The sequence below is a fragment of the Streptomyces varsoviensis genome, assembly GCF_000718635.1.
Lineage (GTDB): Bacteria > Actinomycetota > Actinomycetes > Streptomycetales > Streptomycetaceae > Streptomyces > Streptomyces varsoviensis.
The window spans coordinates 97,030-117,123 of sequence record NZ_JOBF01000013.1; the positions used below are offsets into that span (position 1 = coordinate 97,030).

19 protein-coding genes are annotated in these 20,094 nt (G+C 71.8%); 3 read left to right on the forward strand and 16 right to left on the reverse strand.

Translation table 11 applies throughout. From position 1 onward, the window contains the following. The first annotated feature begins 366 nt into the window (after positions 1-366). Complete coding sequence (ychF, locus tag IF55_RS19040) at positions 367-1,455, forward strand: redox-regulated ATPase YchF (protein ID WP_030878030.1); 1,089 nt, start codon at positions 367-369, stop codon at positions 1,453-1,455. 260 nt (positions 1,456-1,715) lie between these two features. Here ychF and IF55_RS19045 read toward each other — a convergent pair whose 3' ends face one another. From IF55_RS19045 to IF55_RS19095, 11 genes are all read right to left on the reverse strand, one after another. Beyond that, a complete protein-coding gene (locus tag IF55_RS19045) occupies positions 1,716-3,722 on the reverse strand; it encodes a GmrSD restriction endonuclease domain-containing protein (RefSeq protein ID WP_211270007.1) in 2,007 nt (668 codons plus the stop codon). 374 nt (positions 3,723-4,096) lie between these two features. After that, a complete protein-coding gene (locus IF55_RS19050; RefSeq protein ID WP_030878036.1) occupies positions 4,097-4,729 on the reverse strand; it encodes a DUF6000 family protein in 633 nt (210 codons plus the stop codon). Positions 4,730-4,732: 3 nt separating this feature from the next. Continuing rightward, positions 4,733-5,464, reverse strand: a complete 732-nt coding sequence (locus tag IF55_RS19055; protein ID WP_030878039.1) for a HEAT repeat domain-containing protein — start codon at positions 5,462-5,464, stop codon at positions 4,733-4,735. Next, entirely contained in the window at positions 5,461-5,847 is a 387-nt protein-coding gene (locus tag IF55_RS19060) for a CPCC family cysteine-rich protein (protein WP_030878041.1), read from the reverse strand. Before IF55_RS19060 ends, IF55_RS19055 begins: the two co-directional genes overlap by 4 nt. Positions 5,848-6,103: 256 nt before the next feature. Further along, entirely contained in the window at positions 6,104-7,351 is a 1,248-nt protein-coding gene (locus IF55_RS19065; RefSeq protein WP_030878044.1) for a nucleotide disphospho-sugar-binding domain-containing protein, read from the reverse strand. Continuing rightward, entirely contained in the window at positions 7,351-7,632 is a 282-nt protein-coding gene (locus IF55_RS19070) for a phosphopantetheine-binding protein (protein ID WP_037963410.1), read from the reverse strand. The genes IF55_RS19065 and IF55_RS19070 overlap by 1 nt, the downstream gene beginning before the upstream one ends. Before the next feature lie 78 nt (positions 7,633-7,710). Continuing rightward, on the reverse strand, positions 7,711-9,318 hold the full coding sequence (locus IF55_RS19075) for a class I adenylate-forming enzyme family protein (RefSeq protein WP_030878051.1): 1,608 nt from the start codon (positions 9,316-9,318) through the stop codon (positions 7,711-7,713). A 13-nt stretch (positions 9,319-9,331) separates the two neighbouring features. Beyond that, positions 9,332-10,390, reverse strand: coding sequence for a ketoacyl-ACP synthase III family protein (locus tag IF55_RS19080; protein ID WP_030878054.1), 1,059 nt, complete (start codon positions 10,388-10,390; stop codon positions 9,332-9,334). Next, positions 10,390-11,730 (reverse strand): lipopolysaccharide biosynthesis protein RfbH, encoded by a 1,341-nt coding sequence (rfbH, locus tag IF55_RS19085; protein WP_037963418.1) that lies wholly within the window; start codon positions 11,728-11,730, stop codon positions 10,390-10,392. The genes IF55_RS19080 and rfbH overlap by 1 nt, the downstream gene beginning before the upstream one ends. A 115-nt stretch (positions 11,731-11,845) precedes the next feature. Then, positions 11,846-12,907: an NAD-dependent epimerase/dehydratase family protein gene (locus IF55_RS19090; protein ID WP_051776108.1), complete on the reverse strand. Its 1,062-nt coding sequence runs from the start codon at positions 12,905-12,907 to the stop codon at positions 11,846-11,848. 143 nt (positions 12,908-13,050) lie between these two features. After that, positions 13,051-14,295 carry a nucleotide disphospho-sugar-binding domain-containing protein gene (locus IF55_RS19095; RefSeq protein WP_037963422.1) on the reverse strand — a complete coding sequence of 415 codons (1,245 nt, stop codon included), beginning with the start codon at positions 14,293-14,295 and terminating at the stop codon, positions 13,051-13,053. Between the two features lie 151 nt (positions 14,296-14,446). Between IF55_RS19095 and IF55_RS19100 the strand changes: the two genes are divergently transcribed. Further along, positions 14,447-15,424: an ABC transporter ATP-binding protein gene (locus IF55_RS19100; protein WP_030878066.1), complete on the forward strand. Its 978-nt coding sequence runs from the start codon at positions 14,447-14,449 to the stop codon at positions 15,422-15,424. Then, the gene (locus IF55_RS19105) at positions 15,424-16,275 is read left to right on the forward strand and encodes an ABC transporter permease (protein WP_048832182.1); all 852 of its coding nucleotides are present in this window, start codon (positions 15,424-15,426) and stop codon (positions 16,273-16,275) included. The genes IF55_RS19100 and IF55_RS19105 overlap by 1 nt, the downstream gene beginning before the upstream one ends. A 75-nt stretch (positions 16,276-16,350) precedes the next feature. Here IF55_RS19105 and IF55_RS19110 read toward each other — a convergent pair whose 3' ends face one another. The 5 genes from IF55_RS19110 to IF55_RS19130 form a co-directional block, all read right to left on the reverse strand. Further along, positions 16,351-16,800: a nuclear transport factor 2 family protein gene (locus IF55_RS19110; protein ID WP_037963426.1), complete on the reverse strand. Its 450-nt coding sequence runs from the start codon at positions 16,798-16,800 to the stop codon at positions 16,351-16,353. A gap of 52 nt (positions 16,801-16,852) precedes the next feature. After that, a complete protein-coding gene (locus IF55_RS19115) occupies positions 16,853-17,635 on the reverse strand; it encodes a cyclase family protein (RefSeq protein ID WP_030878074.1) in 783 nt (260 codons plus the stop codon). Further along, a complete protein-coding gene (locus tag IF55_RS19120) occupies positions 17,626-18,885 on the reverse strand; it encodes an FAD-dependent monooxygenase (RefSeq protein ID WP_030878077.1) in 1,260 nt (419 codons plus the stop codon). The genes IF55_RS19115 and IF55_RS19120 overlap by 10 nt, the downstream gene beginning before the upstream one ends. Before the next feature lie 105 nt (positions 18,886-18,990). Further along, a complete protein-coding gene (locus tag IF55_RS19125; protein WP_078644696.1) occupies positions 18,991-19,788 on the reverse strand; it encodes an SDR family NAD(P)-dependent oxidoreductase in 798 nt (265 codons plus the stop codon). 1 nt (position 19,789) lies between these two features. Beyond that, positions 19,790-20,074, reverse strand: a complete 285-nt coding sequence (locus tag IF55_RS19130) for an acyl carrier protein (protein ID WP_030878082.1) — start codon at positions 20,072-20,074, stop codon at positions 19,790-19,792. Positions 20,075-20,094: the final 20 nt, after the last annotated feature.

Consider the following 20,094-nt stretch of genomic DNA (forward strand, 5'->3'; position numbering starts at 1 on the left):
CGGCGGTCGCCGCGATGGGCGGCGGCGGCCGGGACTGCGCGCGGTAGACGGTTGCGCTCTCGCCACTGGGCTCGTCGGCCCCCGTCGGCCCCGCCGCTCCCGGAGCCGCGGGTGCGGCGGGGCGCGGCACGGCGGACGCGCGGCGATCGCTGCGGTGCGGGGTACGCGTGCTGGGTTGCTCCACTTCACCAACGTAGGGCGAAAAGTGGGAAGAATCCGGCGTTGGACACGCCGATTAAGCCACCTTGGGTCTCTGTTCGACCGTTCGCCCGCCCGGGGCGGGGGTGCGGCGCGGGCCCGTAGACTGGTTGACCGGCCCCGCGCGGGCCGGTCCCTTTACACATTCTCGCCACGGGAAGTCGCCAAGTGTCGCTCACGATCGGAATCGTCGGTCTGCCGAATGTCGGCAAGTCGACCCTGTTCAACGCCCTGACCAAGAACGACGTGCTGGCGGCCAACTACCCGTTCGCCACCATCGAGCCCAACGTCGGCGTCGTCGGGGTCCCCGACCCGCGCCTCGACAAGCTCGCGGAGGTCTTCGGCTCCCAGAAGGTCCTGCCCGCCACGGTCGACTTCGTCGACATCGCCGGCATCGTGCGCGGCGCCTCCGAGGGCGAGGGTCTGGGCAACAAGTTCCTCGCGAACATCCGCGAATCGGACGCGATCTGCCAGGTCATCCGCGCCTTCAAGGACGAGAACGTCGTCCATGTGGACGGCAAGGTCTCCCCGAAGGACGACATCGAGACCATCAACACCGAGCTGATCCTCGCGGACCTCCAGACCATCGAGAAGGTCCTCCCCCGCCTCCAGAAGGAGTCGCGGATCAAGAAGGACATCGCCCCGAAGGTCAAGGCCGTCGAGGAGGCCAAGGAGATCCTGGAGCGGGGCGACACCCTCTTCTCCCAGGGCATCGTCCAGGGCTCGAAGCGCACCGAGCTCCTGCACGACCTGCACCTCCTGACCACCAAGCCCTTCCTCTATGTCTTCAACGTCGACGAGGACGAGCTGACCGACGACGACTTCAAGGCGCGGCAGCGCGCCCTCGTCGCCCCCGCCGAGGCCATCTTCCTCAACGCCAAGCTGGAAGCGGACCTCGCCGAACTCGACGAGGACGAGGCCCTGGAACTCCTCCAGTCCGTAGGCCAGGAAGAACCCGGCCTCGCCACCCTCGCCCACGTCGGCTTCCGCACCCTCGGCCTCCAGACCTACCTCACCGCCGGCCCCAAGGAATCCCGCGCCTGGACCATCCCCCAGGGCGCCACCGCCCCCGAAGCCGCCGGCGTCATCCACACCGACTTCCAAAAGGGCTTCATCAAGGCCGAGGTCATCTCCTTCGACGACCTAGTCGAGACCGGCTCCGTCGCCGAGGCCCGCGCCAAGGGCAAGGCCCGCATGGAGGGCAAGGACTACGTGATGCAGGACGGCGACGTGGTGGAGTTCCGCTTCAACGTGTGAGCGGATGAAGTGACATCACGTCGCTCACGTGGCAAACACACAGGTCAGGAGGGGGTGGACTCGATTGAGTCCACCCCCTTCGTCCTTACCATGAGCCGGCTTTTCAGGGGTGCTCAGGGTTGGCGATGGAGCTCCAGGTTTTTTCGGCGGATGCCGGGGTTCGGCGACCTGGAGGTCCGTCGCTGTGGAGGGAGCGCCGGGCGCGGCACCACTGTGGCTTCACCCGGCGTCCCGTGAAGATTGTTCTCGTCTGTCTCAGGTCACGTTGATGCGTGCTCGGCGCGCATGTTCCTGACGTACCGGCGCAGGGCGTCGGCGCTGTGGAAGACGCGATAGTCGCTCGCTTCCATCGCTGCCTGCTCTGCGGGTGTCGTGTCGATGGCCAGGACCACAGACCCGCCCACCTCCTCTTGGAGACCATGAGGCCAGTAGGCGGTGGCGATGGCGATCGCCTCCCCCGTACTTGGATCGACCACCTCGCTGTCCAGGTCGGGCGCCGCGAATCCCGCTTCCTGGACTTCCTGCAGGAGCGCCGCGAGGCCGGGGACGTCGTCGAACGAGGTTGGTTCGGCCACCTCCACGGCAGTACGGGGAAGGCCGGAGCGTGAGGGAGAGACGAAATCCACAGGGGCTGGGCCATTGTGGAGTGCGTCCAAGAAGTCGTTTGCGGCGTATGACAGGAGTTCACGACGCGCGGCCAGGAACTCCAGGTAGTTTTCGATTCGCCATAGTTCCGGTTCCACTGGGATCCACTGGGATTCCAGCGCGCCCGGCATACGCATCGTGATCTCTGGAAGGTACTCTGCGGGATTCTTGGCCCCGACCCGTAGGTTGGTGTCCTGCGTGAGGAAGCAGAAGTTGGCCACTGCGTTGATCTCGGCGCGGCTGTACCCATACGCGCGCAAGCGAGCCTTGGGAAAGATGTGGTGCACCTGCAGGGAGTTCAGTCGGCCCAGCATGCCGTCCCGCAGCGGTACCCCGCTGTCCAGATCCTGCGCTCCGTGGACCCGCGTGAGCATGTACAGCAGGGGGTAGAAGCGCGATCCCATGCTGGCACCCGCGAAGTCGTCGGGGCTCACCTGCAGCCGGCCGCCGTGGCTGCGTCGCAGCACGTCGATGAGCAGGTCGACTCCGCCGTCGTCGAGCGCCTGCAGATCCTGATTGAGGGCAGTTTCCGTCGCTCCCGTGTGACGGCCCCACAGGAAGCTGTGGACATACCAGTAGAAGAGCCGGTCGCGGGTCGTCCCGTCAGGGAATCTTCCGTCGTGAATGTGGAGCAGACGGCTCATGACAGGAAAGGCGCCCCGGCCACCGAGGACCCTTCCGTGGTCGAGTCCCAGCCGTCCTCCCAGCGCGTTGAGCATGTAGTCGACGGAGTCGATGGTCGCTTTCAAGCCGGTCCGGAAGGCGGGGACTCCGACTTCTGAGAGTTTCGAGAACTGTGCCTCGCCAGTGAGTACCACGTTGACATTGCGCAACAGCCAGTCGAGCTTGAAGTCGAACCCTGCTGCGGACCAAGTCGTCAGGGCCTCGTTCATCGTCGGCCGGGCTTCCGGCCACGAGGCGCAGATCGCAGCCAGAGCCAGATCGCCTTTGGAGAGCTTGGTGCCTCCAGAATTAACCCTGTTAAAGATTTCGACGACGACATCGATGGTCTTGTCCTCACCTGTGACTTCGTCGATATGGACCTCTCGCTCCATGATCTGGGTGATGCGGTTCAGACGTTCGATGTAGGCCGACATTACCTCGGTGTCCCCGTCGGCCATTTGGTTCACCGCCTGCAGGTAGGTGCTCAGACCGTTGCGAAGGAGGGAGGTGACGTCCAACCACAAGGGGTTGTCCTTCATCTTCGCCGGTGCGTAGAATTCGAACGTCTCCGTATCCAGGTTGAAGTGCAGCCCCGTCAGCGTTGCCGGGTTCCCTTCGAAGAAATGGGGAGGCCGACCGCGGGTCACTCCATAGAGAGTGGTCACTCGCTGCTGCCCGTCCAGCAGAAGATTCACAGTGCCGTCCCTGTCGATCCGGCCCCCTCTGGTCTGTGTGCTTTCAGCCTTGGTGCCCCAGGTGAGAAAGCCGCCGATAGGGTAACTACGGTAGAGCGACTGGAAGAATCCGCGCACCTGGTCGCGGGTCCACACGTATCCGCGCTGGAATTCTGGCAGGGCGATGTCACCGGAGTCGATCTTGTCGAGGATCTGGGCAATGCGCATTGTCTTCCTGATCTCCAAGCCCCGGCGGCTTTCCCCCCACCAGGATGCGATCTCCATAAACTATCAGTTACGCCGAACAGCGGTCCCGGGAGCGGACCAGGGGCTCAGGCAGGTCACCGGCATCCTGCGCTCCCTCCCTGTTCCCATCGTCCTCATGGCCTCTGATGTGCCAACGCCATCCGCCTGGGCTTCGACTACGTCATGACACAGCGGCTCGCCCCGGCTCTCCGTGGCGCGCCAGGACGACATCACCGCGACGGAGGTGGAATCGCTCCAACCGACCGGCATGCTGCTCACTGACGCGCCGGATGTTCGCCGTACTTAAGCGAGGCTCCTGTCAGGATCTTTGGGCAGCACGACCGGTGGGCACAGGCGCGCAGGCTCGGCTGCTGCGGCCGTGATCGCGTTCGGATTGAGGGCGGGCGCAGCGGCTACGGCCGGGTCCAGCCGTTGGAGAACTCGCACTGGAGGTCCGTCGAGTGGCGCCGCCCCATGGGGGTGTAGCCGGGGTGGTCGCGGAGGTGGGCCAGGGCGTTGATCCACTGGTCCCAGGGGTCGTCGGGCTGGGTGAAGCGGTCGGCGTGGTGGGTGCCGAGGTGGGCGTCGAGGCGGAGGAGGGCGCCGAGGGCGGCGGGCTGGTCGCAGCGAAGGTCGGTGCGGGGGATGTAGTGGTCGAGGTAGGCGGTGAGGATCTCGGCGTCCGCATGGGTGCCGAAGCGGGCCAGCGCGAAGCAGTAGGCACGGCCGGAGAAGCAGAACTCGCTGGCCAGGAGCAGGTCGCCGACACGTTCCCGGAACCGTTCGCGGCGGTCGACGCCGATCAGCCAGGCGGCGGCGAGGCGTGAGCGCCACTCGTAGCCGAGGAGGGCTTCCAACTCGGCATCGGTGATCGTGGCCGCGTCGTCGATGAGGTGATGGGCGAAACGTTCGGCATGAGGCCACTCGAGCCGCAGGATTCGACCACTTTTCAGGACGAGGTAGCGCGCGTGGCCCGAGTCCTTCCTTGCCGCGTAGCGCTCGATGACATAGCCGTAGCCGATCTCCTCGGGCTGCTGGGACGGCATCGTTCACCTCTCCGGGTGCAGGTCGGTACGGTCAATCCAGGTGGGGGCGACGAAGATGTTGTCGCCGGTGGGGGCTTCTGAGGCTTCTAGCAGGGACCAGGTGCGGGACTCCTCGACCAGGTGCTCCCAGGGCGCGGTCCAGTCGAATTCCCAGTCCAGGGCGGGGCCGGAGACGCCGTACGTGCGGCCGGCGTCCACTCGCCAGAATTGGGAGTAGAGGATCACCTGGGCGTGGTCGGCCAGGTCGTTGATGATCTCGGGGAAGTGGGCTGAAGGCCAGCCGAGGGCGTTGTCCGCAGTGGTGGGTCGTAGGCGCGCGGTGAGCGGCGGGGCGACGGGGGTGCGTGCCCCGAGTTCGGTCAGGGCCCAGCGGATGCCGGCAGACTCGGTCCAGTCCGGAGGGGTCGCCAGTTCCAGGCAGGCGCGATAGGCGTGGCGCAGGGGCTCGATGGCGCCGTCGATCTCCAGGCTCGCCAGGGCCGTGGCCGCCCATTCGCGGACGGTCGGGTTGTCGCTGTCCAGCAGGCCGATGAGGCCGGGGCCGCAACGGGGATCGCCCACCTCCTCGAAGACCTCGATGGCGGTCAGCTGACCGAAACCGCCGAGGGAAGGCAGGCCGTCGATGACGGTGGGTATGGCGTCGACGCCGATCCAGATCAGCTCCGCGCGGGCGTCGTAGGACGCGTCGGCCTCGCCGTCGAGTTGCTGGACGAGTGTCTCGATGTGGGAGGTCATGACGCGGAATGGTCCCGGCGCCAGAAAGTGGGGATCCACCAGCAGAGCACCGAGAGGTCCTCGGGCCACGGGGCGCAGTCCTCGGCTGCCCAGTCCTCGAAGGAGTCCCGGGTCATATCGATGGGGCGCCAGGCGGGGTCGAGCGGCTCGTCCTCGGCCGGTGGGCGGACGTACCGGCGGCCGTGCGCGTCGCAGGCGCCGAAGTCCTGGTAGTTCCGCTGGGCCGCTACCAAGGAGACCTTGTTCGCGCCGCCGTCCATGGTCGGCCAGCGGAACTGGACCCCGTCGTCCTCCCAGAAGCAGACGGGGCAGATCTCGTATGAGCCGGGCATCTCGCCCAACACGCGGTGCCCGCAGCATGGGCAGGGGTAGCGGTCGCTCACCTGGGCAGTCTCCTTGCCGGTCCCGCCGGTGCGCCATGGATTTCTCGGCCTCCGCCCGCCCGGCCAGTCCGCAGCCAGTCCGCAGGACACCCGTAAACGGCCGTCGGAAGCCAACGCAGGCCAACCAAGAAACCCCAGGTCAGAGCCCTGGAGGGGGCTCTGTCGCACGTTAGGATTGGGCGGCAGACATTTCGCTTCAACGTCTGATGCGTCCGGCGAAAGGCCGTCTGACCTGCGGGGGAGTGGGTTGGGCGGTCTATGCCGCTGTTCGGTGCGACGCCAGGGCGGTCTCCAGGTGGGTGGCCAGTTGGGCTGGGGTGGGGGCTGAGTCGTTTTGTTGGGCTAGTTTTCGCGCGGCGGTGGTGTGGGGTGGGGTGGTGAGGAGGGTGGTGACGGTGGTGGCTACTCGGGCGTACAGCTCCTTGGTGTGGGCGGGGACTGTGCGGGCCGCGCCGGCTTCGGTGACGCGGCGGGCGTTGAGGGCGAGGTCGGGGGAGAACGGCACGACGACCTGCGGTACCGCCGCCTGCATCGCCGTCATGGTGCAGCCCGCGCCGCCGTAGTGGACCACCGCGTCGCAGCCGCGCAGGGCCAGGTGGAGCGGGTAGTCCTCCAGCACGGTCACGCCGGGGCCCGGGCGGGCGGGCAGGTCGTCCGGGGGTGCGAGCAGCAGCAGTTCGCGGTCGGGTGCGCGCAGGGCCTCGACGAGTCCGGGCAGCACGTGGGCGGCCTGGCCGTAGGCGCGGCTGAGGGAGTTGCCCCAGGCCAGGCAGACGCGGGTGCGCCCGGCCTTCTTCACGGGCGGCGCGGCGGGGGCCGAGCGGGCGCCGTTGTAGGGGACGTATCGCACGGGCAGGCGGGTGACCCCGGGGCCGAGTGGGGGGCGCATGCCCGGCGGGCAGGGGTCGATCACGTACTCGATCAGGTCGGGGCTCCACTCTCCCACGCCGTACCGCGGGAACGACCCCGACGGGTCGCCCGGCATCGCGCTCAGCTCCGGTTCCGGCTCCGCCGTGCCGTGCGGGCCCCACAGGTGCAGCACCGACGGCACGCCGAGGACCCGCGCCGCGAGCACGCCCTCCGGGCTGAGCCGGTCGTGCACCACCAGGTGGGGGCGGAAGTCACGGGCGTACGCGACCACCGCGTCGTGCGCGGCCGCGGCGGCCCGCAGGTTGTGCTCCCGGCGTTCGGCGCGGAAGGCGGCGAAGTCGAAGTCGTCGAGGGAGGCCAGTGGCCGGCCCGTCACGGGGTCCGGCGGCAGGTGGGCGTGCGGCCAACCGCCGGCCTTGGCCGCCCAGTAGTTCCACAGCCGGTTCTGCGTCAGCATGTCCATCGGCGGCTCGGCCAGCGGCACGGGGAGCAGACCCGCCTGCCGGACCGGGTCGCGCTGCGAGGGGGCGCAGGCGACCCGGACCTCGTGCCCGGCCGCCTGCAGCGCCCAGCCGAGCGGCACCATCGGGTAGTAGTGGCTCGGCCAGTCGGACACCGTGAACAGGACGCGCATCAGCTCTGCGTCCGCAGCTCGCTCAGGACCGTCCACAGGGAGCCGGGCGTCGCGAACGTCTCGCCGGTGAGGGCGTCGTCGGGGAAAGCGACGTCGTAGCGGTCCTCAAGGCGCATCAGCGTGTCGATGGTGGACATCGAGTCCATCCCGGCGGTGGACAGGCAAGTGTCGGGGGCCAGCACATCGTCCGGGCTCAGCAGCCGCAGCGCGCCGCGCAGCACCTCCTCGAAGCCGGGGTCCCAGGGGGCGCTCGCCGTGCTCGCGGATGTCGGGGTGGCCATGTTCCTGCTCCTTCGGTCGGTCGTGAGTCGGTCGTGTGTCGGTCGTGAACGGGATGGGTGTGCGGGGGTGGGGCTGCGTCAGGCCGCTGCCGTCAACTGTTCGCCCTGGGTGACGTGTTCGACGATGGCCGCCAAGGCGTTCTTGTCCGTCTTGCCGTTCGCGGTCAGCGGCAGCCGATCCAGGAGGCGGCAGTGGGGCGGCACCTTCGCCGCCTCCAGGCGTTCGCCGAGCCGGGCGATGATCTCCTTCGGTTCCAGGGCGGAGACCGCGAACAGCGTCAGCTCGCGGCCCTCACCCGGGGGCAGCACGGCCGCGCCGCGCACGCCGGGGATGTCGAGGGCCGCGGCCTCGATCTCCAGCGCGCTCATCCGCACCCCGCGCCGCTTGAACATGTCGTCGCGGCGGCCGTGGAAGTACAGGTGTCCGTCCTCGTCGAGGTGGCCGTAGTCGCCGGTGTGCAGGACCCGTTCGCCGGTGGCCGGGTCGGTGCGGAAGCGCTGGGCGCTCAGCTCCGGGGCCCGCCAGTAGCCGGCCATGACGTGGGGGCCGCGCACGACGATCTCGCCCGCCGCGCCCGGGGGCTGGGGGCGGCCCCGCTCGTCGAGGATGAGCACCTCGGTGCCGGGCAGCGGGCGGCCCACGGAGCGGGGGCGCGCCAGGTCGCCGTCGGGTTCGAGGATGGTGACCCGCTTGCACTCGGTGATGCCGAACATCGGCACGACCCGCGCCGAGGGGAACGCTCCGCGCACCGCGGCGATCAGCGGCGGCGTCAGGTCGGCCCCGGTGTTGGTGACCAGGCGCAGCGCGGCGGGGCCGCGCCGGTCGCGGGCGGCGAGCCGGACCAGCATCTCGGCGAGCGAGGGCACCAGCGGCATGACGGTGACGCCGTGCCGGTGCAGCGTGGCCATGAGCCCGGTGTGGGCGTCGGCGTCGGTGAGGACGAGCTCCGCGCCGGCGAGCGCGGACAGGAAGATCTGGTAGAGGCCGTAGTCGAAGGCGAGCGGTATGGCGGTGAGCACCACGTCGTCGGCGCGGTAGCCGAGCCGGGAGGCGATGGCGCGGGCGGCGAAGACGGTGGCGCGGTGCGGGCTCATCACGGCCTTGGGGCGTGAGGTGCTGCCCGAGGTGTAGATGAGCAGCGCCAGGTCGTCCGCGTCGCCCGGGGCCTCGGCCTCCGGGGCCGGAACTGCCCCCGCCGGGGCCGGAATCGTGGCCTCCGGGGCCGGAATCGCGCTCGCCGGGGCCGGAACCTCGGCCCCCGGGTCCGGAACCGCGGCCTCCGGCGCGTGCAGGGCGAGGTCGGTGACGGGGTGCACGGGGCAGTCCGCGTACGGGGCGACGGCGTGCTCCTCGCCGGGGGCGGTCAGGGCGATCCGCGGCGCGCAGTCGGCGAGGACGGAGCGCACGTGGAATTCCTTCATCGCCGGGTTGACCGGGACGAAGACCGCGCCGGCCCGGAGCGTGCCGAAGAGCAGGGCCACGAACTCCCTGACGTTTCCGAGCCGTACGGCCACCCGGTCGCCGGGCGCGACGCCCCGGCCGCGCAGCCAGGCGGCGGCGCGGTGCGCGGCGCGGTCGAGGGCGGTGTAGTCCCAGGCGCCGTGCCGGTCGCGGACGGCGGTCGCGGCGGGGTGGGCGCGGACGGCCTGGTCGAGCAGGTCCTGTACGCGGTGGGCGTCGGCCACGGTTCTCGTCCTCTCAGTGCTCGCGGTCGGGGTTCGGCCACTGGGGCAGGGCGGTGATCTGGACGACCGCGGCGGTCAGGCTGTAGCCCGCGCCGCCGCCGAAGAGCAGCACCTTGTCGCCCACGTCCAGAGCGCCGGTGCGCAGCAGCCAGTCGAGCCCCGCGGTCCAGTCGCCCGCGCCGATGTGTCCGGTGGTGCGGCCGTACGCCCAGGTGGTCAGGGACTCCTCCACGCCGAGCAGGTGGTGCCAGTGCCAGCCGTGCTCGAACAGGCCGGTGGAGCCGGTGACGACGCGGGCGATCTCGCACGGTTCGGCGCCGGCGTCGGCGAGCGCCTGGTGGCGCGCGCGGGCGATGAGGCGTCCGGTGCGCAGATCGGCCTGCTTGCCGTCGGCCGTCAGCTCGTACGCGGCGGTGCGCGCGGTCAGGTCGATGGGTGCGCCGGGGGAGGGGCGGAAGGGTTCGTCGCCGCGGGCGATGCCTTCGAGGGAGTTGTCGGCGACGGTGACGGTGGACAGGACGCGGGCGAAGCCGCCGTCGGTGGAGAGCACCATGGCCGTGCCGCCGTCGGCGTAGACGTTGTACTCGGCCAGGTTCCAGCGGTCGACGGCGGGCGCGGCGAACCGGTCGGCGGTGGTGATCAACGCCGCGTGGCCGGGGCGGACGCCCGCGGCGAGCTGCGCGCCGGCCAGTTCGATGGCGCCGAGGGCGCCGTTGCAGCGCTGCTGCACGTCGTAGGCGGGCACGTGGCGGCCGACCGCGCCGTGCGCCACGTACGAGGCGGTGGGGTGGATGTCGAGGCCCTGGAACCAGATGCTGGTGTGCAGGGCGAGCGCGAAGTCCCGTTCGGCCAGCCCGGACCGGGCGACGGCGGTACGGGCGGCGCGCACGGCCATGCCGGGGGGCGTGGCGTCGGGACTCTCGTCGTCATCGTCGAAGGCACACACGGAGACGTAGCCGCGCGCTTTCCGGCGCTCGGCGTCGTAGCGGCCGGCGGCGACCGCCTCCTCTACGGGCACCGGGGCGGGCAGGAACGTCCCGAGCGCGGCGATGTGAAGGTTGTCCCACTTCATCACGCGGCCTTCCGTGTCCCGCCCGAGGCACCCGAGGCGCCCGCGGCGAACTCTCGGACGCATTGGGCCATGTACGCGGTCATCTCCGGCGTCAGGTTGGGGTGGACGCCGATCCAGAACGTGTGCTCGGTGACGATGTCGCTGTTGGTGAGCGGGCCCACGGTGCGGTACCGCACGTCCTGGTAGGCGGGGTGCCGGGTGAGGTTGCCCGCGAACAGGCGGCGGGTGCCGATGCGGCGGGCCTCCAGGTGGGCGGTGAGCTGCCCGCGGGTGAAGCCCGCGTCCGGCCGTACGGTGATCGCGAACCCGAACCAGCTCGGGTCGCTGCCGGCCGTCGGCTCGGGCAGCAGCAGTCCGGGGGTGCCGTCGAGCGCGTCGCGCAGGGCGCGCCAGTTGCGGCGGCGGGCGGCGCAGAAGGCGTCCAGCTTGGGGAGCTGGGTGAGACCGAGGGCGGCCTGGAGGTCGGTGGGCTTCAGGTTGTAACCGACGTGCGAGAAAATGTACTTGTGGTCGTAGCCGTGCGGCAGCGTGCCCATCTGGTGGTCGAACCGCTTGAGGCACTTGTTGTCCTCGGCCGGTTCGCACCAGCAGTCGCGGCCCCAGTCGCGCAGTGACTCCACGATCCGGGCGAGCGCCAGGTTGCCGGTGAGGACGCAGCCGCCCTCGCCCATCGCCATGTGGTGCGCCGGGTAGAAGCTCACGGTGGCGAGGTCGCCGAAGGTGCCGGTCAGCCGGCCGTGGTAGGTCGAGCCGACCGCGTCGCAGTTGTCCTCGACGAGGAACAGGCCGTGCTCCTCGGCGAGTTCGGCGATCTCGGCGACCTCGAAGGGGTTGCCGAGGGCGTGCGCGATCATGATGGCGCGGGTCTTCGGCCCGATGGCCGCGGCGACCCGCTCGGCGGTGGTGTTGTAGGTCGCCAGGTCGATGTCGACGAAGACCGGGACGAGGCCGTTCTGCACGATGGGGTTCACCGTGGTCGGGAACCCGGCGGCGACGGTGATCACCTCGTCGCCGGGGCGCAGTCGCCGCTCCTCCAGGCGCGGCGAGGTGAGCGCGGTGAGGGCCAGGAGGTTGGCCGACGAGCCGGAGTTGGTCAGATGCGCCTTGCGGAGCTTGAACAGCCGGGCGAAGGCGCTCTCGAACTTCCGGGTGCGCACTCCCGCGGTGATCCGCAGGTCGAGGGCGGCCTCCACCAGGCCGGCCCGGTCCTCCTCGTCGAGCACGGCACCGGCCGGAAGCAACGGGGTGGCCCCGGGCTCGAACGGCTGGTCGGCACTCACCTCGTGGTGGTACTTGCGGACGCTTTCGAGCAGGAGCGCCTTCCCGCTGCTGGCCATCATCTCCCCCTCGCTTCGAGGAATTCGGGGACGTTCTGTCATAGACGTGCTGTCAGGGACGTGCTGTCAGGGACGTGCTGTCGCGCAGCACGGGTGGTTCAGGTGTGGGCTCTGGTCCCTATACGGTCGGCCGACGGCCTTGAGAAACCCTCGACTCCTCCCACAACGCGTGCAGCGCCTCCTCAAGGAGCCGGCCGGGCCGCCAGCCGAGCGCCGCGGTGGCGGCGGTGATGTCCACGCGCTGCCACTCGTGGCCCGCACCGCGCGCGGCCGCGCCGCCGTCGGGGACCGTCTCGGCGACGCGGGCCCGCACACCGCTGACGGCGATCAGGCTCCGTACCAGAGCGGCGACGGGGACGGCCCGCCCGCGGCCGATGTTCAGGACGGGCGGCGGCTGCGGTGCGGCCGCCGCGGCGACGACGGCGTCGGCGATGTCGCGTACGTCGATGAAGTCGCGGTGGGCCGTCAGGGGCGACAGGCGCAGCACGACGGGGCCGCGTTCGCCGATGCCCGCGGCGAGCCGCCCGGCGACCATGCCGAGGAGGCTGGAGCGCGGGGCGCCGGGCCCCACGGCGTTGGACAGGCGCAGTACGACGGCGTCGAGGCGGCCGTCGGCGCGGGCGTCCAGGACGGCGGTGCTGCCGAGCAGCTTGCCGCGGCCGTACGGGGTCAGCGGTGCGGTCGGGGTCCGCTCGTCCAGACAGCGCCCCGCGGGGACGGGCCCGTACTCGTGGACCGAACCGAGCTGCACGAGCCGGGTACGCGCCTCGGACCCCGCCAGGGCGGCGGTCAGAGCGGTCACGGCGTCGGCGTTGACACGGTCCATCTCGGCCGGCCCGGCGTCCCAGACGGCGCCGGCCGCGTTGACGACGAGCTGCGGCCGTACCCGGTCGAGCAGCGCGGCCACGGCGTCGGGCCGCGCGCCGAGCTCGGCCCGTACGTGCCGGACCCCGGGCGGCGTCCGGGCGGCGCCGCGACTGACAGCGGTGACGGCGTACCCGTACGCGTGCAGCGCCGCGCAGACGTGCCGCCCCACGAACCCGGTCCCCCCGAACACGACGGCGCGCGCGGGGCCGCCCGGCCCGGACGTCCGGGGCCGCCGCGAGGCCCCCGGCCCTGGGCCGGAGACGACCGTGCCGAACGGGCCGGCGGAACCCGCGCGCCACGCGGGGCCGTTCACCTCCGGACGCTCCGGACGCTCCGGACGCTCCGGACGCTCCGGACGCTCCGGACGCTCCGGACGCTCCGGACGCTCCGGGTGCTCCGGAACGCCACAGTCGGCACCGGCCACGACCTCCCCCACGACCTCCCCCACGGCCCCGCTCACCTGTCGCCGCCGGAGGCCCCGGCCAGGCGTTCCAATTGCGGGACCAGGGCCGAGGGTGCCGGGCGGGCGGCGTTGGCCTCGGAGAGGCGGGCGGCCGCCGCGCGGTGGGCGGGGTCGGTCAGCAGGCGGGTCAGGGCCTCGCCGATCGTGGCGGCGGTCGCCTCGTGGCCCGGGATGGTGAGGCCGGCCCCGGCCGTGGCGAGGCGGCGGCCGTCCGTCTCCTGCTCGGCGCCGAACGCCACGGACAGTTGGGGCACGCCGTGGGCCACCGCCGTCATCAGGGTGCCCGCGCCCCCGTGGTGGACCAGCGCGTCGCAGTGCGGCAGGACCAGGCGGAGCGGGTACTGCTCCAGCACGGTCACCCGCCTTGGCAGGTCGCCCAGCGCGGCCCGGTCGTCGGGGTGGGCGAGCAGCACCACGTCCGCGTCCAGGCCCTCGGCCGCCTTCACCATCTCCGGGACGGCGTACGAGGCCCGGCCGTAGATCTGGGTGACGGAGTTGCTCCAGATCAGGCAGACGCGGGGGCGGCCGCCGTCGCCTTCGGGGCGCCAACCGGCCTCCTGACCCGGGCCGTTGTACGGGACGTAGCGCACCGGCATGCGGCGGGCCCCGGTCGGCGGGGCCAGCTCGGCCGGGCAGGGGTCGATGACGTGCTCGATCAGCTCCGGGCCCATCGGCGGCAGCCCGAACCGCGCGAACTCGCCGGTGCGGTCCACCGGCAGCGGGTGCAGCGCCGGGTCGTCCTCATGGGTGCCGACCGTCCCCCACAGATGGGCGACGTGCGGGACGCCGACCGCGCGGGCGGCGAGGACGCCGTCCATGCTGAGCCGGTCGTGCACCACGAGGTGCGGCCGCCAGCGCCGCGCGAAGCGCACGGCGGCGTCGGCGCCGCGCGCCGTCTCGCGGCCGACCCGCGCGCCGGTCTCCCGGGCCAGCGCGTCGAAGTCGACGTCGTGCGGGGAGGCGAGCGGTTCCCGGGTGACCGGGTGCGGCAGCGGCACCCCGGGGTAGGGCCAGTGGCCGGCGCGGGCCGCCCGCAGGTTCACGAACCGGGACAGGAAGCTCATATCCAGGTCGCCGAGTACGGGTACGGGGGTGAGCCCGGCCCGTCCGAGGGGCCCGGCCTGCCGCGGCGGGCACACCACCCGCACCTCGTGGCCCGCCGACTGCAGGGCCCAGCCGAGCGGCACCATCGGGAAGTAGTGGCTCGTCCAGTCGGACACCGTGAACAGCACGCGCATCTCGCGCCGCTCCTTTCCCGGCGGGTCCTTCCCGCCCGGCGCCACAGCCTCCGGCCGCCGTTTCGAGCACCACTGGAGCGGCCCTCGACGCGGCGGGCCCACGCTGCCGGGACGACAGCCGATCCCCGACAACCGAAGGAGGCAGCCGGTCATGACCCGGGACAGCGAGGACGCCGCGGCCGACGCGGCGATCCGCACCGAGGCCCTGCGCAAGACATACGCCACCCCGCGCGGCGAGGTGCGGGCCGTGGACGGGCTCGATCTGACGGTGCGCCGGGGGGAGTTCTTCGGCTTGCTGGGCCCCAACGGCGCCGGCAAGTCCACCACGATGGGCATGCTCACCACCCGCGTCCGGCCGACCGGCGGCACCGCCCGCGTCGCCGGGTTCGACGCGTGCCGCAGCCCGCTCGGCGTCAAGCGCCGCATCGGCGTGGTGACCCAGGCCAACACCATGGACCGGGCCGTCACCATCCGCGAGGGCATGGAGTACCGGGGCCGCTACTTCGGGCTGACCGCGCGGGAGTCCCGGCGGCGCGCCGCCGAACTCCTGGACCAGTTCCGGCTCGGCGAGGTCGCCGACGCCATGGACGACCACGTCTCCGGCGGCCAGTCCAAGCGGGCGATGGTCGCCCGCGCCCTCATCCACCGCCCCGAGGTGCTCTTCCTCGACGAGCCCACCGCGGCCATCGACCCGCAGGCCCGCAACGGCCTGTGGGAGCTGCTGCGCGAGCTGAACGCGGGCGGCCAGACGATCCTGCTCACCACCCACTATCTGCAGGAAGCCCAGGAGCTGTGCGACCGCGTCGCGATCATCGACCACGGCACCCTGCTCACCTGCGACACGGTCGCCGGCATCACGGCGGCGGGCGGCGCCGACACCGTCCTGACGCTGGTCTTCGACGGCCCCGCCGAACCCGCCGTGGAGCGCGCCCGCAAGCTCGACGGCGTGCGCCGCGCCGAGGCGCGGGGCGCGGAGCTGCGGGTGTACGCGTCCGACGGCGAGGGCCTGCTCGGTGAGCTGATCACCGCGGGCGCCGACCACGGCCTGTCCGTGCGCAACGCGTCGACGCTGCCGCCCAGCCTGGAAACCGCCTTCCTCAACCTCACCGGACGGGAGTACCGCGAGTAATGAGCACCAGCACCCTGATCTCCACCGAACAGGCGGCGCGCCGCGGCAATGTGTCGATCGGCCTGGGCACGCTGCGCGCGCTGCTCGCCCGCGACCTCAAAGTCACCCGGCGCAACCTCGGTTCGCTGCTCCTGCGCGCGGTCATGCAGCCGCTCGCCTTCACCTTCGGCTTCGCGTACGTCCTCCCGGCGATCGGCGACTCCTTCGGCGGCGGCCACGGGCAGCCCGGGTTCTCCACCGTCCTGGTGCCCGGCCTCGTCGCCATCACCATCGCGGTGCAGGGCATCACCTCCGTCCTGATGCCGATGCTGATCGAGATGACGTACACCAAGCAGATCGAGGACCGGGCGCTGGCCCCGGTGCCGCTGTGGGTGATCGGCTTGCAGAAGGTGATCTCCGCCGCGGTGCAGACGCTGCTCGCGGCCGCCGTGGTCTTCCCCGTGGTGCTGCTCGTGCACGGCGCGGGGGCCAGGCCCGAGGTGCACGTCCACGACTGGCCCCTGTTCCTGGCCGTCCTGGTCCTCTCGTGCCTGCTGGCGGCGTCGTTCGGCCTGCTGCTCGGGACGCTCTTCGAGATCACCAAGGTGCAGAACCTGGTCGCGGTGGTGATCACCCCGATGACGGTCCTCGGCTGCGTCTACTTCCCCTGGGCGTCGCTGGACGCCCTGCCCTGGCTGCAGTACGCGACCCTGCTCAACCCGGTGATGTACGTGTCCGAGGCGCTGCGCGCCTGCCTCACGCCCGGCGTGCCGCACCTTCCCGTGTGGGCGTGCCTGCTCGCCCTGACCGGCGGCACGGTGCTGGCCGGCGGGTTCGGGCTGCGCCAGTTCGGTCGCCGCGTCACCGGCTGACGGCCCCCGCCGCGTACGACAGTGCCGCCCTCCCCGGCAGCCGGGGAGGGCGGCACTGTGCTGTGCGCGGGCCGGTCACGCGGGCGTCATGTCGTCCCGGGTCACCTTGCGCTCGCGGATCTTCCAGTCGCCGCCGTCGCGGACGAGGACGTCCTCGCACACGCAGCTCATCCGCAGCGCGGAGGCGCCGCCGCGCGGCGTCTCGAAGACGAGCGCGTAGCACCGTACGTCGAGGGTGTCGGCGTCGCGCGGGGCGACGGCGACCATGCCGTGCCAGTGGCGGCGCTGCGCGCCCTTGGCGGTCAGCTCGGCGTGGGTGCGGCGCACGCCCTCGGTGAGGGCGGCGTGCCCCTGGACGGGCCGGTCGAGCACCTCCGGGTGGAAGTAGCCGTCCTCGGTGTAGGTCCGCGCCCATTCCTCGGCGCGGCCCGCGTCCAGGAGGTGGAAGTGGCGGGCGTAGAAGTCCTGGACCTCGGCGTAGATACGGCCGAAGTCGGTGTCCTGGGCGAGGGTCTGCACGGTCATGTGTGGCTCCTGGGTGGGCGGTTATAGGCGGGAAGCGGTGGGCGGGGCGGGGTCAGTCCTCGACGATCGCGGCGGCGCGGGCCCAGCCCGCGCCCGCGCCCGCGATCTTCACGGGGAGGCAACTGAGGGTGAATCCGTACGGGCGGGGCAGCTCGCCGAGCCGCGCCAGCCGCTCGATCTGGCAGAACTCCCGGTCCCTGCCGATGAAGTGGGCCGGCCACAGCACGCTCCGGTCCTTGGTCTCGGCGTAGGTGCGCAGGATGTGGCCGAAGGGCGCGTCGAGGCTGAAGGCGTCGGTGCCGATCACCTTGATGCCCAGGTCGAGCAGGTAGTGGGTGGCGGAGGCGTCGAGGCCGACGAAGTCGGTGAAGAAGGCCTCGGTGCCCTGGAAGCGGTCGGCGCCGGTGTGCAGGAGCGCGATGTCCATCGGCCGCGGCTGGTAGCCGATGCGGGCGAGTTCCTTGGCGATGTCGTCGGCGGTGAGCGTGGCCGGGCCCGGGACGCCGGAGAAGTCGAGCACGAACGCCGGGCGGTGGAACCAGTCGAGCGGCATCTCGTCGATGGTGCGGGGGCGCCCGTCGCCGTAGCCCGCCCGGCTGCCGTAGTGGGAGGGCGCGTCGATATGGGTACCGGTGTGGCTGTTGAGGCTGAGGTTGTCGATGGACAGCAGCTCGCCGTCCGGCAGTTCGGCCGGGTCGAAGTCGAGCCCGAAGTGGTCGCGCATCTCCTTGGCCATATGGGCGGCGCCCTCGGCCGGGGTCACGATCTCGTGGCTGACCGGCTCGGGCTCCCACCGGGAGGCGTCGATGGCGGAGGACAGATCGATCAGGCGCATGGTGCGGTACTCCTGTCGGCGGGGCGGGAGGTCGGACGGAACAGGTCGTCGCGGATACGGATCGACGGGTTGCCCAGGGCGATGCGGCGGGTGATGCGGTCGCCTATCGGGGTGCGGCTGATCAGCCGCGCGACGCGCGGCCGCAGCGCCCCGGCGATCCGGCCGCCGCCGAACATGCCCTTGGACTGCATGACTTGGAGCTTCATCACGGCATCGATGTCGGGGGAGCGGGCCTGCTCGTACGCGGCCAGGGAGCCCGCCCCGGTGTCGCCGTCGCGCAGGGCGCGGACCAGGACCGGGTGCAGGACCGCGGCGTCCTGGATGGCGAGGTTGATGCCCTGGGCGCCCAGCGGGCTGTGGGTGTGGGCGCTGTCGCCGATCAGAACGAGGCCGTCGCGCACCCAGGTACGGGCGCGGGCGGCGAACACGTCGAGCAGGGTGAGGTCGGTGAGCGCGCGGATGTGCTCGTGGATCGCGTCGGCGTACTCGGGCAGCGCGCGGGCCGCCTCGGCCCGGACGTACTCGATGCCGCGGGCGGCGATCTCCTGGTAGCCCTTGTGCGGCAGGGTCCAGCCGATCTGGATGCGGTCGGGCCACGAGTCGTACGCCAGGGCGGGGGTGGCCGCCGAGCGGTGGATACGGACGACGCCGGTGGGGCCAGCGGGCGCCGGGATCTTGAACCAGAGCACGTCGAGGTCGAACACGTCGTGCCGGTCGTTCTCGATGCCGGCCAGCATCCGGGTCTTGGAGTAGCGGCCGTCGGCGCCGACCACGACGCGCGCGCGGACGGTGCGTTCGCCGCGGCTGTCGCGGAGGAAGGCGCCGCGCACCGCGCCGCCGTCCTCCACGAGGCCGCTGACGCGCGTGCCGTCGAGGTAGGTGAAGCCGTCGTACGGACGGCAGGCGTCGAGCAACTCCTCCAGCAGGTGCCGCTGCGGCACGCTCAGCAGGTGGTCATGGGGCGCCGGCAGCTTCTTGTAGTCGATGTCCATCAGGACGCGGCGGCTGTCGCCGAGCCGGAAGTGGCGCAGCTCGTGGGCGCCGCGCTCGCGCAGGCCCGGCAGCACGCCGAGCCGGTCGAGCAGGGCGAGGCCGCCGGGCTGCAGGATCTCGCCGCGGTACTCGCGCTCGAAGGACCTGGCCCGCTCGACGACGGTGACCGTGGCGCCGGAGCGCAACAGCAGCAGCGCCAGGGTCAGCCCGGCCGGGCCGCCGCCGACCACGCACACGTCGGACGTGGTGTCTTCCACACTCGCTCCTTTCGGATACGTATACGGATGCCTCTACGGAAGGCAGGCCCGGTCCCGGCGTCACGCCGGGACCGGGCCTCGGGGGGGGGTGGGCAGTTGGCTCGGTCAGGCGGCGAGCGCGGTGCCGCCGTCCACGGTGAGGACCTGGCCGTGGATCCAGGCGGCCTCGTCGGTGCACAGCAGCGCCACGGCGTCCGCCACGTCCTCCGGCCGGGTCAGGCGCCCCGCGGGGACGCGGGCCACCAGGCGCTCGACCACCTCCGGGTCGACCGGCGGGCCGCCGGCCTTGTCGAGCTTGGAGGCGGCGACCGCATTGACGGCGACGCCGCGCCCGGCGAGCTCGGCGGCCAGGTAGCGCACCAGGCTCTCCAGGGCGGCCTTGGCGATGCCGAGGCTGACGTAGCGCGGCACGACGGCCCGCGCCCCGGTGCTGGAGACCGCCACGATCCGGCCGGGGCCGCCCGCCATCGCCTCGGCGATCAGCGGGGCGCCGCCGAGCAGCGGGTCGAGGGCCGTGGCGAGATCGGCGCGGACGCCCGCCGGGTCGGCGTCGAGCGTCCGCATCGGGTGGAAGGTCGCCGCGTTGTGCACGAACACGTCGAGCCTGCCGTGCCGCCGGACGACCGTATCGAGCAGGCCGGGAAGGGTCGCCGGGTCGGTGATGTCGCCGCGGTGGGCCCGCGCCGTGCCCTTGAGCCCGTCGAGCGAGCGCAGGGCCGCGTCGGCCGCGGCGTCGTCGTGGGCGTAGGTCAGATGGACGTCGCAGCCCGCGGCGCAGAGCCTGCGGGCCGTGGCGAGACCGAGGCCCCGGGTGCCGCCGGTCACGATGACCGCGCGGCCCTCAAGGCCCAGCGTGGAACGCTCCTGGGGCGCCGGCTCGGCGACGGCGGCCGGGGCGTCCACGTCAGCCCGCCAGGGCGGGCTCGACCGGCTCCGCCACGTCGGCCAGCGCCTCGTTGATGAGGTCGAGCAGCACGCGCGGCGTCTCGGCCTCGCTCACCGCGTCGTCCACGAGGGTGACGCCGTAGATCCGCTCGACGCGGCCCGCGGTCTCCAGGAGGGCGAGCGAGTCGTAGCCGATGTCGATGAAGGGGACGTCGAGGACGTCGCCGGACAGATCGACGCTCTCGTCCTCACCGGCGCTCTCGCGCAGGATCTGCTTCAGCTCGTCCAGGGTCAGTGCGGCCATGGTCAACTCCTTGTACATGC